At 64.8% G+C, this 13,415-nt stretch carries 13 protein-coding genes and 1 pseudogene; 8 read left to right on the forward strand and 6 right to left on the reverse strand.

The genetic code is table 11. From position 1 onward, the window contains the following. Positions 1 to 14: 14 nt before the first annotated feature. From lhgO to AC1DVR_RS22580, 3 genes are read left to right on the forward strand one after another with little or no spacing between them, the layout of a single operon-like run. Entirely contained in the window at positions 15 to 1,235 is a 1,221-nt protein-coding gene (gene lhgO, locus AC1DVR_RS22570; protein WP_478002878.1) for an L-2-hydroxyglutarate oxidase, read from the forward strand. Then, positions 1,225 to 1,542, forward strand: coding sequence for an NIPSNAP family protein (locus AC1DVR_RS22575; protein WP_478002879.1), 318 nt, complete (start codon positions 1,225 to 1,227; stop codon positions 1,540 to 1,542). Before lhgO ends, AC1DVR_RS22575 begins: the two co-directional genes overlap by 11 nt. A gap of 16 nt (positions 1,543 to 1,558) precedes the next feature. Beyond that, positions 1,559 to 2,101, forward strand: a complete 543-nt coding sequence (locus AC1DVR_RS22580) for a DsbA family protein (RefSeq protein ID WP_478002880.1) — start codon at positions 1,559 to 1,561, stop codon at positions 2,099 to 2,101. A gap of 15 nt (positions 2,102 to 2,116) precedes the next feature. On the opposite strand, the gene AC1DVR_RS22585 is transcribed toward AC1DVR_RS22580, so the two are convergent. The 3 genes from AC1DVR_RS22585 to AC1DVR_RS22595 form a co-directional block, all read right to left on the reverse strand. Beyond that, on the reverse strand, positions 2,117 to 3,235 hold the full coding sequence (locus AC1DVR_RS22585; protein ID WP_478002881.1) for an oxidoreductase: 1,119 nt from the start codon (positions 3,233 to 3,235) through the stop codon (positions 2,117 to 2,119). A gap of 2 nt (positions 3,236 to 3,237) precedes the next feature. After that, a complete protein-coding gene (locus tag AC1DVR_RS22590) occupies positions 3,238 to 4,776 on the reverse strand; it encodes an aldehyde dehydrogenase (RefSeq protein ID WP_478002882.1) in 1,539 nt (512 codons plus the stop codon). 63 nt (positions 4,777 to 4,839) lie between these two features. Then, on the reverse strand, positions 4,840 to 5,919 hold the full coding sequence (locus AC1DVR_RS22595; RefSeq protein WP_478002883.1) for an amidohydrolase family protein: 1,080 nt from the start codon (positions 5,917 to 5,919) through the stop codon (positions 4,840 to 4,842). A 368-nt stretch (positions 5,920 to 6,287) separates the two neighbouring features. Here AC1DVR_RS22595 and AC1DVR_RS22600 point away from each other — a divergent pair, with 368 nt between their 5' ends. Continuing rightward, entirely contained in the window at positions 6,288 to 7,526 is a 1,239-nt protein-coding gene (locus AC1DVR_RS22600) for an FAD binding domain-containing protein (protein WP_478002884.1), read from the forward strand. 46 nt (positions 7,527 to 7,572) lie between these two features. Next, positions 7,573 to 8,247, forward strand: coding sequence for a TetR/AcrR family transcriptional regulator (locus AC1DVR_RS22605; protein WP_478002885.1), 675 nt, complete (start codon positions 7,573 to 7,575; stop codon positions 8,245 to 8,247). Positions 8,248 to 8,292: 45 nt separating this feature from the next. Here AC1DVR_RS22605 and AC1DVR_RS22610 read toward each other — a convergent pair whose 3' ends face one another. From AC1DVR_RS22610 to AC1DVR_RS22620, 3 genes are read right to left on the reverse strand one after another with little or no spacing between them, the layout of a single operon-like run. Beyond that, entirely contained in the window at positions 8,293 to 9,525 is a 1,233-nt protein-coding gene (locus AC1DVR_RS22610) for an FAD binding domain-containing protein (protein ID WP_478002886.1), read from the reverse strand. A 15-nt stretch (positions 9,526 to 9,540) separates the two neighbouring features. Next, positions 9,541 to 10,863: a TRAP transporter large permease gene (locus tag AC1DVR_RS22615; protein ID WP_478002887.1), complete on the reverse strand. Its 1,323-nt coding sequence runs from the start codon at positions 10,861 to 10,863 to the stop codon at positions 9,541 to 9,543. A gap of 3 nt (positions 10,864 to 10,866) precedes the next feature. Next, entirely contained in the window at positions 10,867 to 11,376 is a 510-nt protein-coding gene (locus tag AC1DVR_RS22620) for a TRAP transporter small permease (RefSeq protein ID WP_478002888.1), read from the reverse strand. A 127-nt stretch (positions 11,377 to 11,503) separates the two neighbouring features. Here AC1DVR_RS22620 and AC1DVR_RS22625 point away from each other — a divergent pair, with 127 nt between their 5' ends. The 3 genes and pseudogenes from AC1DVR_RS22625 to AC1DVR_RS22635 all read left to right on the forward strand — a co-directional run. Beyond that, entirely contained in the window at positions 11,504 to 12,595 is a 1,092-nt protein-coding gene (locus tag AC1DVR_RS22625) for a C4-dicarboxylate TRAP transporter substrate-binding protein (RefSeq protein WP_478002889.1), read from the forward strand. Between the two features lie 82 nt (positions 12,596 to 12,677). Next, a complete protein-coding gene (locus AC1DVR_RS22630; protein ID WP_478002890.1) occupies positions 12,678 to 13,118 on the forward strand; it encodes a cupin domain-containing protein in 441 nt (146 codons plus the stop codon). A gap of 89 nt (positions 13,119 to 13,207) precedes the next feature. After that, a pseudogene (locus AC1DVR_RS22635) lies at positions 13,208 to 13,415 on the forward strand (IS1595-like element ISTne1 family transposase); the annotation flags it as partial.

Genomic DNA, 13,415 nt, shown 5'->3' on the forward strand with positions numbered 1-13,415 from the left:
TTGCAGGAGGACGCATGACAGACCTGACCCTGATCGGCGGCGGCATCGTCGGCATCGCCACGGCGCTTGAGATTGTCCGCGCCAACCCCGGCCTGTCGATCCGGGTGCTGGAGAAGGAAACCGCCCTGTCGCGCCACCAGACCGGGCGCAATTCCGGGGTGATCCATGCCGGGATCTACTACGCTCCCGGCAGCCTGAAGGCGCGCTTTTGCCGCGAGGGGCTGCAGGAGACGCTGAAATTCTCGCGCGAACATGGCATCGCCGTCGACCAATGCGGCAAGCTTCTGGTCGCAACCTCTCCGGCGGAAGTCGAACGGCTGGCCGCCCTGCAGACCCGCGCGTTGCAGAACGGGCTCGACGTGACGCCGGTCAGCGCCGCTGAACTGCGCGAGCGCGAACCCCATATCACCGGCCTCGCGGGCCTCCTGTCGCCCGCCACCGGCATCGCCGATTACCCGGCCATCGTGCGCCAGATGGCCGCGCTTCTGCGCGACGCGGGGGGCGAGATCACGCTGGGCGCCGAAGTCACCGCAATTGAGGAGGGCGCAAACCAGGTCACCCTGCGCCTCGCCTCGGGGGAGGTGATCACCTCGCGCCACCTGATCGTCTGCGCCGGGCTGCAGGCCGACCGTCTGGCGCGGATGTGCGGGGTGGGGGATGACTTCGCCATCGTGCCCTTCAAGGGCGAGTATTTCCGGCTGGCCCCGCGCCATAACCAGATCGTCCGGCACCTGATCTATCCGGTGCCGGACCCGGCCTTGCCCTTTCTGGGCGTCCACCTCACACGGATGATCGGCGGCTATGTCACCGTCGGCCCCAATGCCGTCCTGTCCTTGTCGCGCGAGGGCTATGCCAAGCTGGCGCCCAATGTCCGCGACATGGTGGCGATGGCGGGCTTCCCGGGCTTCTGGCGCACCATGGCGGCGAACCTCGCCACCGGGCTGACCGAGGCCGCCAATTCCGCCTTCCGCAGCCGCTATCTGCGGCTTTGCCAGCGTTATTGCCCAAGCCTCGCGCTGGAGGATCTGGTGCCGCATCCGCCCGGCATCCGGGCGCAGGCGGTGATGCGGGACGGGTCCCTGGTGCATGATTTCCTGATCCGCCAGACCGCGCGGACCATCCACATCTGCAACGCGCCATCGCCCGCCGCCACCTCGGCCATCCCGATCGCACGCCATATCCGTGACCGCGCCGCCTTTGCCTTCCAGCTGAGAGGGCAAGCCCATGCTCTATGACCTGCGCACCTATCGCTGCCGGCCGGGCACAGTCGCAAAGCAGCTGAAACTTTACGAAGAGCGGGGCTATGCCGCGCAATGCGCCCATCTGGGCCAGCCCCTGTTCTATGGCACGGTCGAGACGGGGGATGTGAATTCCTATGTCCACCTTTGGGCGTTTCGGGATGCCGCCGACCGGGAGGCGCGCCGTGCGGCGCTTTACCGCGATGCCGATTGGCTCGACTATCGCCGGCAAGGCGCGGATCTGGGCTATCAGACCGAACAGACCAACACCCTGCTGAAGCCGGCCGCCTTCTGGCTGCCCTGACCCGAAAGGACATGCCATGAACTGGACCGCCGATCCCCTGCACTGGGGCCAGGGCCCTGCGATGTTCGAGGTGTTTCTCGAACCGACCTGCCCCTATTCCGCCCGCGCCTTCGGCAAGCTGCGCGATTTTCTGGCGCTGGTCGGGCCCGAGCGTGTCACCGTGAAGATCCGCCTGCACTCGCAGCCCTGGCACATGTTTTCGGGCGTGATCACCCGGGCGATCCTCGCCGCTTCCACCACGCCGGGCGGGAAAGAGGCGGCCTGGGCGGTGATGGCGGCGGTCTTCGCCGAGCGCGAGGGTTACGAGTTCACCCACCACGCCACCGGCCCCAACATGACCGAGACGCCGCAAGGCATCCTGCGCCGGATCGAAGCTGCGACCGGGCTGGCCCTGCAAGCCGCCTTCGATCTGCCGGATCTGGACCGCGAGATCAAATGGCACTGCAAATATGCGCGCCAGAACGGCATCCATGTCTCGCCCACCTTCATGGTCAACGGGCTTGTCGCGGCCAAGATGGGCAGCGGCGACACGGTCGAGGAATGGGCCAAGGGGCTTTGATCCCGCCGGCGGAGTTTAAAGCCCCTTCCGCGCCCTCCAGGCTGCGGCGTTGTCGAGTGTGGCATAGGGCGTGAAGATGTCGGGGGTGAAGGCCACGGGCGGCACCCCGGCCGCAATCTTGCGTGGCCAGTCAGGATCGGCCAGCGCAGCCTTGCCGAGCGAGACGAAATCCGCCTGACCCGAGGCGAGGAGGCTTTCGGCCATCTCCGCGTCGTCAAGCTTGCCGTTCGCAATGACCTGATGGCCGGAATATTGCCGTGCCAGCCCGGCGAGGCTGAGCCCGGTGTCAAAGACCGGCGCGCAGCCGGTGTGGGAGCTGACATGGATATAGAGGCCCGGCACCTGGCCCAAGGCGGTGAAGATCGCCTGCGCATCCTTAGCCCCGCCCGGCCAGGTGGCGGTGAAGTCATTGACCTTGGACTGCGAGATCCGCACCCCCAGGATCTTGTCGTCGGGCACCACCGCGCGCACGGCGGCAAGCACCTCCAGATGAAAGCGCAGGCGGTTTTCCAGGCTGCCGCCATAGGCATCGCTGCGCTGATTGGTCGAAGCGGTCAGGAACTGGTCGGGCAGGTAGCCGTTCGCCCCGTGGATTTCCACGCCGTCAAACCCGACCTGCATCGCCCGAACCGCCGCCAGACCGAAGGATTCGACCACACCGGCAATCTCCTCCACCGTGATCTCGCGGGGCAGGGGGAAGCGGCCCGTGCCCTTGTAGCGCGGCGCCATCTCGCCCCCCGGCTGGATCGCCGAGGGCGCCAGCGTGCCATGGCCCCAGAAGTTGCCCTGGCTCAGCGCCCCGGCATGCGACAGCTGCAAGACGATCCGCCCGCCCGCGCCATGCACGCCCTCCACCACGCGGGCCCAGGCCGCCATCTGGCCGGAGGTCGCGATGCCGGGCCGGTTGAGGTAGCTTTGCGCGCTCAGTCTGTCGACATAGGTCGATTCCGCGATCATCAGGCCCCAGCCGTTTTCGGCATAGGTCCGGTAGTAATCCGCCATCTGCTGCGTCGCCTCGCCCGAGGCGGTGGCGCTGGTCCGCGTCAGCGGGGCCACGACGGCGCGGTTCCTCAGGTGGCTGCGGTTCAGCCGGCCGGGCGAAAACAAGGTGGGAAAGCGGGGCATCTGGTCCATGATCAGTTCAGCCGCACAGAGGCGTCCTCCATATTGTACCAGTCGAAGACCTCGGCGCTGCGGTTCACCATCACGGCCTTGGTCTCGAAATAGGCGTTGAAGGCCTCTTCCCCGAACTCCCGCCCGATGCCCGACAGCTTGAACCCGCCCCAGGGCGAGGCGGCATCGACCCGGTGGTGGTCGTTGATCCAGACGATCCCCGCCTCGACATCGCGGGCAAAGCGGTGGGCGCGGGCGACGTCATTGGTGTGGACCGCAGCGGCGAGGCCGTAGGGGGAATCGTTGGCAATGGCCACCGCCTCGGCCTCGGTCTCGAAGGGGATGACGACAGTGAAGGGGCCGAAGACCTCTTCCCGTGCGATGCGCATCTGCGGGGTGACGTTGGCGAAGACCGTGGGCTCGACGAAGAAGCCGCCGGAGTTGCCCAGATGCGCCGGAATCCCGCCGCCCGCCACAAGGCTGGCCCCATCGTCATGGCCCGCCTGAACATAGCTCAAGACCCGCTCGCGCTGTCTGGCCGAGATGACCGGGCCCATTTGCGTCGCCGGATCAAAGGGGTCGCCCACCACGATGGCCTTGGCCCGGGCGGCGAGTTTGGTGACGAATTCGTCATAGATGCTTTTGTGGACGATGTGGCGCGCGGCGCAGACACAGGTTTGCCCGGCGCCGACAAAAGCGCCGAAGGCCGCATAGCGCACGGCGCGGTCCACGTCGTAATCCTCGAAGACCGCGACCGGGGTCTTGCCGCCCAGTTCCAGCGTTTGATGGGCAAAGTTGCGCGCGGCGGCCGACCCGGCGAGCCGCCCGGACTCCGTGCCCCCCGTCAGCACCAGCTTGTTGATGCCGGGATGCTCGGACAGCGCCTTGCCGGTGGTGGCCCCCAACCCCGTGACGATGTTGAAGACGCCGGGTGGCAGGCCGGCCGCGCTGAACAGTTCGGCCAGACGCATCGTGGTCAAGGGCGTCATCTCTGACGGTTTGACGACCGTGGTGCAGCCCGAGGCGAAGGTGGGCGCAAGGTTGCGGCAGGCGATCAGCAGGGGGTGGTTGAAGGGCGTCACGTTTGCCACCACGCCAAGCGGCAAGCGGTTGGTATAGGTCAGATAATCCCCCTCGACCGGGATCACCGCATCGCGCCGCGCCATCGCAAGGCTGGCATTGTAGCGGAAGAGGTCGGGCACCCGGCCGATCTGGGCGCGGGTCTCGCGCAGGGGGCGACCGTTGTTCAGCGTCTCCAGCATGAACAGCTCTTCAAGATTGTCCTCCATCACATCGGCCAGCTTGTTGACCAGCCGGGCGCGGGTGCGCACCGACATCTTGGCCCATTCCGGGCTGATGAAAGCCCGCCGCGCACTGGCGATGGCGGCATCGACATCGGCGGCGCTGGCATGGACGACATGGGCAATCGTCTCACCCGTCGCGGGCGCCAGGATCGCGAGCGTCTCGCGCCCGGCGGTCTCGGTGAAGGCGCCGTCGATGAACAGGCCGATGGTCTTGGGCGGCGAGGGCTTGCCGTTGCTGACGGAAATGATGGCAGACATGATCTCTCCTCTCCCCCGCGGCAGGTCTTGCCGGGGGCTCATGTGAAGGGCGGGGATATTGCGTCAGGCGATGCCGAACAGGCGGCTTGCGTTGCCGCCGGCGATGGCGCTCAGGGTCGCGTCGTCAAGTTCGGCGCCGAGGATATGGCCCAAGGGGTCATATTCGGCCATGTCATAGGGGTAATCGGTGCCCATCATGATCTTCTCGGGCCCGAAGACCTTGACCAGATATTCCAGCTGATGCGCGGTGAAGACCACCGTGTCGAAGTGGATCTTCTTGAGGTAATGCGTCGGCGGTTTCGGCAATGAGCCATGCACGTCGCTCCTCGCCCCCCAGGCGTGGTCCATCCGGCCGGTGTAGCTGGCCAGATAGCCGCCGCCATGCACGGCGATGATCTTGAGGTCGGGGTGCCGCTCCAGCACGCCGTCAAAGATCAGGTAATGCAGCGCCATCGTCGTGTCCAACGGGTTGCCGATGACATTGTTGAAGTAGAACCGCGACATGCGGCTGGCCTCGGTAAAGCCGTTGGGGTGCAGGAGGACGACCGCCCCCAGCGCCTCGGCCCTGGCCCAGAAGGGCGCGAACTCGGGGTCGGACAGCTCTTTCCCCGCCACGGTGGTCAGGATCTGCACGCCCCTGAAGCCGAGCCTGGTGATGCAATGCTCCAGCTCCTCCGCCGCGGCCTGCCCGTTGGCAAGGGGCACGCTGCCAAGCGCGGTGAAGCGGTCGGGACGGTGGTCGCGGAAGGCGGCGACGCCCTCATTCACCATCCGCGTGCCCTTTTGCGCCACATCCAGCGGCATGGCGTAGTAGCACTGGAAGGGGGTCGGCATGATGACCTGATGGTCGATGCCGAAGCGGTCCATCTCCTCCAGCCGCAGCTTCACGTCCAGCATGAGGGGGCGACGCTCCTGATCCTGCTTCTGGTTCAGCGCCTTGGTGTTGGGGGTCGAGAAATGCGCCAGCGGGATGGTCGACAGATCCAGATGCGGCGCCACAAAGGCCGCGGCTTCGGGCACGGCGACATGCGAATGCATGTCCACCGTCAATCCGCTGATCCGATTTCTGGGCAGGCCGGAGATTTCGGGCCGGGCCGCTGTCGGGCCGTAGCGATTGGTTTCGGTCGGGGCATCCTGCGACATGCCGTTTCTCCTGAAAAAGGGATTCTCCGCCTTTCGCGGTTGGCGTCAATTCTTGCACTGCACTCTGCGGTGCAGTCAAGGGGGATAATTGGGGAAGTGAGAGATTAACGGAGGTGGAAACTGTCGCAAGTATATTGCCATGTTGGTCGCAAATTGGCGAATCGCGATCCCCAGCCGGGGCGCACGGATTTCAAGGTTAAAATACGCCAGCGCCTCGCAAGGCGCGCCAGCTTGCCGACGGCGGGGCACGTGGCCCCTTTGGTGGCGCCAGGGGCCTGAACACCGCCAAGGAGGGCAAGGCCGGGCTTGACCTTCAGCTTTCCACGGTTTATTTATCAAACGATAATTAAACCGTGGGAGGACGGCAGATGAAGGGCAAGGCGATTGTCATCGGGGGTTCCATCGGCGGGCTGTTCGCGGCCTGCCTGTTGCGCCGCAAGGGCTGGGAGGTCGATGTCTACGAACGTGTCGGCGTCGAGCTGTCCGGCCGCGGCGCCGGGATCGTCACCCACACCGCCCTGATCGAGGCGCTGACCCAGGCCGGCGTCTCAACCGAGGCGCTGGGCGTCATCAGCGGCCACCGCGTCGCCTATCATGCGGATGGCACGGTGGCCACGCGCTTTGCCTTTCCGCAACTCGTCACCTCCTGGGACCGGCTGCAGGGCTTGTTGCGCGCGCAGATCCCCGGCGACCACTACCACCTCGGCCATGTGCTCGACCATTTCGAGACGCTGGACGGCAAGGTCAGGGCGCATTTCACCAATGGCCAGATCGCCGAGGCGGATGTGCTGATCGGGGCGGATGGCTTCCGCTCCACCGTGCGCCAGGCGCTTTTCCCGCAGGTGCAGCCCGAATATGCCGGCTATGTCGTCTGGCGCGGTCTGGCCGACGAGGCCGACCTGCCGCAAAAGGCCCGCGATGAGGTGTTTGAGAACTTTGGTTTTTTCCTGCCTGAGGGCGATGGAGAGGTGATCGGCTATCCGATTGCCGGGGCGCAGAACGACATCGCGCCGGGGCGGCGGCGCTATAATTTCGTCTGGTATCGTGTGGTCCCCTCCGCCGCCCTCAACGATCTTCTGACCGATGCGACCGGGACCACCCATGCCATCTCGATCCCGCCGCCGCTCATTCGCCCCGAGGTGCTGGAGGGGCTGAAAGCGGCGGCCCGCGCCAAGCTGCCGCAGACTTTTGTCGATATTCTGGACCGGGCCACCTCGCTGTTCTTCACCCCGATCTACGACCTCGCCTCGCCCCGGATGAACCTGGGACGGGTGGCACTGCTTGGCGATGCGGCCTATCTGGCGCGCCCGCATATCGGCGCCGGGGTGACCAAGGCGGCCGAGGATGCTGTGGCGCTTGCCCGCGCGCTGGGGCAGGAACCCTCGGTCGAGGCGGGGCTTGAGGCCTACAACACGGCCCGCGCCGCGCGGAACCGGACAGCTTATGCGCGTGGGCAGCACATGGGGGAATACCTGATCCCGCGCTACCGGACCGAGGCGGAAAAGCAGCTTTGGCAGGCCGAGCACAATCTGACCACGATCATGCGCGACACTGCGGTGCTGAATTTTTACGACGCGGAAGCGGGGGAAGCCCCTGTTCCTTATTGATCAATAACTATAGACTGGGTGGGCATAACCGAACGGTAAGACGGCCATGACCGAAAAACCCACCCAGTCGCCCCGCAAACGCCTGTCGCCGGAGGACCGGCGCAAGAGCATCGTCACCGGCGCCATCGCCTTCTTCGCCGAGCATGGGTTGGATGGTTCGACCCATCAGCTGGCGAAATATCTCAATGTCACCCAGCCGCTGATCTATCAATATTTCCCCAGCAAGGAAGATTTGATCGACGCGGTTTATGAAGATTTGTTCCAGGGCCGCTGGAATGACAAATGGGACACGATTTTAGCCGACCGCAGCCGCCCGCTGCGCGATCGGCTGATTGATTTTTATGTGCAGTATTTCCAGGTGATGCATGCGCCGGAATGGATCCGCATCTATCTTTATTCCGGCCTGCGCAATCTAGAATTGAACCGGCGTTATAATCCGATTATCGAGGAAAGGGTGATCCGCCGGATCTGCATTGAAATCCGCCACAGTCTCGATCTGCCCGGACTGGACCGCGCCGCCCTGACCGAGGCCGAGTTCGAGGCGGTCTGGACCCTGCATGGCGGTCTCTTTTACTACGGGGTGCGGCGCTATATCTACAAACTCGCCACCTCGCGCGATACCGATGCGGTGATCCGCGGCGCGGTCACCTGTTTTCTGGCCGGCATGTCCGCCCTGGCCGACGAGATCGGGTTGCGCAATGCGCCGGACCCTTCGGCCTGATGGCAGGGGGAAGGGGCCGGTCGCGGCCTCTTCCCCACCCGTGTTTCAGACCGCCAGCAGAAAATCCGCCGTCGCGGTTTCGGCCATCACCGCCTGTGGCGAGCGGTGGCGTTCGGCGGCGCGGCGTTCGTCCTCGGTAAGGATCTGGGCCTGCATATAGGCGCCCAAAGCGCGGGCGTGGGTGACGACCTTGCTGTTGATCGGGCGCCGCGCCGCACTGAAGGCGGCGAGGGCGGCCGGAATTTCCGGCGTGGCCTCCAGCATCCGGGCGAGGGTCTGGGCATCCTCGCCCGCCTTGGTCACCCCCATGCCGCAATGCGGGCGGCCGACAAAGGCCGCGTCGCCCAGCAGCACCACCCGGCCCTCGGCCATCCGGTCCACCGTCAGATCATAGATCGGCTGCAGGAAAGGCTGGGCGGTCTTGCTCACCAACTCGACAAACTGTGGCGACAGAAGCCGCCGCGCCGCCGCCCGCATCTCGTCGATCACCTCGGGCCGGATCATGTTGGGCGCGACCGAGACGGCGTTGTTCTGTCCGTTGGTGTCGGTCAGAAGCCAGGGCAACTGCCGTTCGGTTTCGGCGGGGCGATACCAGACAAAGTTGTAGCGGCGGTGGCCGGGGCGGACATCATTGTCCTCGCCCGCGACCGGGTAGCCGAGAATCTGCTCGCCCTCGGGCAGGCAGAAGGCGAAATAGGGGAACATCTCGGCCCGGGCGCGGTCCGACAGGTCCGCCTCGTTCACCATGCCGCGCCAGGCGACGTAGCCGGCGTACTCCGGCTGCGCCTGCGGGATCATCTGGGCGCGGACGGCCGAGCGGAAGCCATCCGCGCCGACCAGAAGATCGGCCCGGACGGTGGCCCCACCCTCGAAATGGGCGGTGACACCTCGGGCATCCTGCGTGTAGCCTTCAAAGACCTGACCGCGCAGATAGCGCTCGGGCGGGAAATGCGCGCCCAGAACCTCGTAAAGCCGGCCCCAGGAGGTCAGGATCTGCGGCAGATCACGCCGGGCCGCGACTGAGCCGTCCCGTGCGAAGATCACCCGGCCCGGGGTCGGCACGCCAATCCCCGCATCGACGTGAATCCCCACCTCTCGCAGGGCGTCGAACAGGGCAGGGTGGGTGACAATCCCCGCCCCGCGCCCCGAAAGTGCGACCGGCACCCTTTCGTGGATTGTCACATCCCAGCCCCGGTGCAACAGGTGCAGCCCGCAGAACAACCCGCCCACCGAGCCGCCAATGATCACCGCACGCCGTGCGCTTTGGTCCGTTTTCATGGTTTCCTCCAGTCTTTACATGTGGTTGGGCAGGTAGGTGACCAGGCTTGGCACAAACAGCACCAGCACCCCCGCAACACAGATCAGGATCCAGTAGGGGACCGAACCCAGGAAGACCTCGCCAATCGAGACCTCCTCCGGCACCGATCCCTTGACGACAAAGACCAGCAGTCCGAAGGGCGGCGTCAGCAGGCCCGCCTCGATGATCAGGATGCCGTAGATCGCGAAGACCAAGGGGTCATAGCCAAAGCTCTGCGCGATGGGGGCAAAGATCGGCACCGTCAGCAGGATGATCGAGGTCGAATCGAGGATCATCCCCATGGCGAGCCAGACCACCGTCATCGCCACGATCAGCGAGACCGGGCCGAAGCCCGCGCCCTGGATCCAGTCGGTCATCACCGACAGCGCGCCGCTGGAGACGAGGAAGCGCGAATATTGCCCCGCCATCAGCAGAAGGAACATGATCGGCGCAGTGCTGAGGCCCGAGGAGATCACGCAGTCAAACAGGCCGCGCGGGGTGACGCCCTTCAACAGCGCCACGACCAGCGCGCCAAGAGCGCCGACACCCGCCGCCTCGGTCGGGGTGAAGAAGCCGCCCCAGATGCCGCCCAGAACCAGACAGATCAGCCCGGCAATCCCCAGGCCCGAGATCAGGGTGCCACGGTCGATCGCCTCGTCCCCGGCCTTGGTGGCGCGGGTGTTCTCGGCCAGATAGGGGGCCTTTTCGGGGTGCCGGATCGCGGTGACCACCAGATAGATGATGAAGAGCGTGGCAACCAGAATGCCCGGGATCACGCCGGCGACGAAAAGCTTGCCGATCGACACCTCGGTCAGCACGCCCCAGAAGATCAGCAGGATCGAGGGGGGAATCAGCATCCCCAGCATCGCGCTGCCCGCGACCACCCCCAAAGCCAAAGGACGGTGGTAGCCATAGCGCCGCATCTGCGGATAGGCGACGCGCGAGAAGGTCGCGGCCGCCGCGACGCTGACGCCCGAGATGGCGGCGAAGACCGCGTTGCCGAGCACGGTGGCCACGGCCAGGCGCCCCGGAACCCGTTTCATCGCGCGGTTCATCAGCGTGAAAAGATCGGTGGCCGCCCCCGAGGTGCCGATGAAATTGCCCATGATGATGAACAGGGGGATGGTGGCGAAGACGTAATCGCGCAGCATGCTGAAGGCGACACCCCCGGCCGAGGACATCGCGACATCGACGCTGCCGAACAGGAAGTAGAAGCCTGCCAGCGACACCGCGCCGAGGGCAATGCCGATCGGCACCCCGATCAGCGTCAGCAGAATCATCGCCGCGAGGGTCAGAAGGGTCATGAGGGAAACGTCCATGGCTCAGACCTCCCCTTCAAAGGCGCCGGCCGCCAAAGTCTGGCGCCGGGCGAGCCGCAGATAGGTCAGATGCGCATAGCAGGCGACCGCGATCAGGCTCATCACGAAGATGACGGCCCGGACCGGATAGACCGGCACCCGCAGCGCGCCTTCACCCTCGAATTCATGGATCCGGAAGCCGGTGATCATGTCGTCATAACCGCCGAGCGCCATGGACAGAAACAGGGCCGCACCAAAGAGATAGGACATGACATCGATTGCGATCCTGCCCCATTCCGGCGCGCGGTCGTAAATCAGCGTCGCCCGCAGGAAGGTGCCCCTTTCGATGGCCAGCGGGAATTGCAGGAAGACGATCGCCACGATGGAATTCGCGACGATCTCCACCGTGCCCTGAATGGCGACCCCGAATATCCGCCCCACCACATCGCCCATGATCACGAAGGCCAGGGCAAAGGCCCATAACGCCGCCATCGCATTGAGGAGCCCGACACTCCACGCCGTAACTTTTGTCATTTTTTCCTCCCTCCTGTCCGCGCAGCCTCTGCGCGAGACAGCCTTGACAAAGGTTCATTTGGTCGCTTAATTATCATCTAATAAATAACGAAGCAACCCAAATCAGAACCGCTCAGGGAGGAGTGCCATGATACCTCAAACCAAATCCGCATCCGTGCAGGGGGCCCTTGCGGCCACGACCATTCTGGCTGGAATGGCCTTTTGCGGTGCCGCCACGGCCGATACTTTCACCCTGCGCATCGGCTCCGGGCACCCTTTGGGGCCGGTGACCTATGTCAACACCTCGCACTCCTTTCTGATCCCCGAGATCGAGCGGCGTGTGAAGGCCGAGACCAAGCACGAGGTCAAATTCGTCGAGGCCTATGGCGGGACGATCGCCAAGCTGGACGAGACTCTGGAGGCCGTCCAGAAGGGGCTGCTGGATATGGGCCATGTCTGCTTCTGCTTCGAGCCGTCCAAGGCTGCTGCACAAAACTTCAATTATTTCATACCTTTCTCGACCCCCTCTGCGGTCACGCAGCTGGAGATCACCCGCAAGGTCTATGAACAGTTCCCGCAGCTCAGCACCAGCTTCTCGGACAATTACAACGAGACGCTCCTGGCGATCACCGGCTACGACAACTACAACGTCGGCACCAAATTCCCCTGGGAAAAGTTCTCGGAACTGGCGGGCCACACGCTGGGCGGGGCGGGGCCGAACCTGGTCTGGCTGGAGGGGGCCGGCACCACCGTGGTGCAGACCGGCATCCCGGATTACTACACCAGCCTGCAGACCGGGGTGATCGAGGGCAACGTGCTTTTCCCCTCCAGCTACTTCGGTCTGAAGCTGTACGAGGTGGCCCCGAACTACAAGATCGTCAACCTCGGCGCGATGATGGTCAATGGCTTGCTTATCAACAACAACACTGCTGCAAAGCTGCCGCCCGAGGTGTTGAAGATCATCAAGGAGGTCTCGATCGAATACGAAATGGTGACCGCCAAGGCGCTGGACGCCGATCAGGCCGCGGGCATCGAAAAGCTCAAGGCCGCCGGCGCGACCATCACCACCCTGTCCGAGGACGAGCGCAAGCAATGGGCCGAACGCCTCGCCGATCTGCCCAATCAGAAGGCCAAGGAGTTCAGCGAAATGGGCTATGACGGCCCCGGCATCTTCAAGGCCTATCTCAAGGCCGCGAAAGAGGCGGGTTACACCTTCCCGGTGGAATACCACATCGAGTGAGCCCCCTCACGGCGCCGCGGCCCTTTGCATCCCGTGCCGCGGCGCCGTCCCCTGACCCCACAGGACTCAAGAGAGATCCCCCATGTCCACAGATCCCCTTTCGACCCTTGCGGGCCCGGTGCCCGACCCCAGCGCCTTCGACTGGCCCGATGACCTCAAGGCCGAATTTCGCGGCTCCGGCGGCAACGGCTGCGTCGGCAAGATCCTCGTCTCCGAAAGTGACCGTGTGCGCGTCTGGTCGCTGCGGCTGGCCCCGGGCGAGCGGATCGGCTTTCACAAGCATGTGCTGGACTATTTCTGGACCGCCGTCACGCCGGGCCGCGCCATCTCGCATATGGACGACGGCACGACGGTCGAGGCCGAGTATCGGGCCGGATCGACCAAGCATCACCATTATGGCCCGGGCGAGTTCAAGATCCACGATCTGGTCAATGTCGGCGACAGCGATCTGGTCTTCACGACGGTGGAATTTCTGGGCAGCGACAACGCGCCCCTGACGCTGCCGCCCTCGGTCCGCCTCTGACGACGCGGGCCTTGCGAAGCCGGCGCGCGGTCCGCGAATTTTTCGCATGGGTCTTGACTAGCATAGAGCCAGAAAACTGGCGCAATGCTATGAAAAGGCTTATGAATCGCTACGCAAAAAGTTCGAAACTTTCTGAAGCCCAATTTCGGGCCTTCATCAGGCTCGTCGCGGCCGATCTCACGGCCAGTCAGATCGCGCAGGTCAGCGGCCTCAACCGCAACACGGTGAACCGTTTTCTGAGCCTTCTGCGCCTGCGCATGTCCGATTGGTGCGAGGCGCAGAAGCCCTTTTTCGGCG

The sequence above is a fragment of the Rhodobacter sp. P2_H5 genome, from assembly GCF_056403335.1.

Coding starts and splice junctions, on each gene's coding strand:
- lhgO (WP_478002878.1), top strand. CDS start 15: ATGACAGACCTGACCCTGATCGGCGGCGGCATCGTCGGCATCGCCACG.
- AC1DVR_RS22575 (WP_478002879.1), top strand. CDS start 1,225: ATGCTCTATGACCTGCGCACCTATCGCTGCCGGCCGGGCACAGTCGCA.
- AC1DVR_RS22580 (WP_478002880.1), top strand. CDS start 1,559: ATGAACTGGACCGCCGATCCCCTGCACTGGGGCCAGGGCCCTGCGATG.
- AC1DVR_RS22585 (WP_478002881.1), bottom strand. CDS start 3,235: ATGGACCAGATGCCCCGCTTTCCCACCTTGTTTTCGCCCGGCCGGCTG.
- AC1DVR_RS22590 (WP_478002882.1), bottom strand. CDS start 4,776: ATGTCTGCCATCATTTCCGTCAGCAACGGCAAGCCCTCGCCGCCCAAG.
- AC1DVR_RS22595 (WP_478002883.1), bottom strand. CDS start 5,919: ATGTCGCAGGATGCCCCGACCGAAACCAATCGCTACGGCCCGACAGCG.
- AC1DVR_RS22600 (WP_478002884.1), top strand. CDS start 6,288: ATGAAGGGCAAGGCGATTGTCATCGGGGGTTCCATCGGCGGGCTGTTC.
- AC1DVR_RS22605 (WP_478002885.1), top strand. CDS start 7,573: ATGACCGAAAAACCCACCCAGTCGCCCCGCAAACGCCTGTCGCCGGAG.
- AC1DVR_RS22610 (WP_478002886.1), bottom strand. CDS start 9,525: ATGAAAACGGACCAAAGCGCACGGCGTGCGGTGATCATTGGCGGCTCG.
- AC1DVR_RS22615 (WP_478002887.1), bottom strand. CDS start 10,863: ATGGACGTTTCCCTCATGACCCTTCTGACCCTCGCGGCGATGATTCTG.
- AC1DVR_RS22620 (WP_478002888.1), bottom strand. CDS start 11,376: ATGACAAAAGTTACGGCGTGGAGTGTCGGGCTCCTCAATGCGATGGCG.
- AC1DVR_RS22625 (WP_478002889.1), top strand. CDS start 11,504: ATGATACCTCAAACCAAATCCGCATCCGTGCAGGGGGCCCTTGCGGCC.
- AC1DVR_RS22630 (WP_478002890.1), top strand. CDS start 12,678: ATGTCCACAGATCCCCTTTCGACCCTTGCGGGCCCGGTGCCCGACCCC.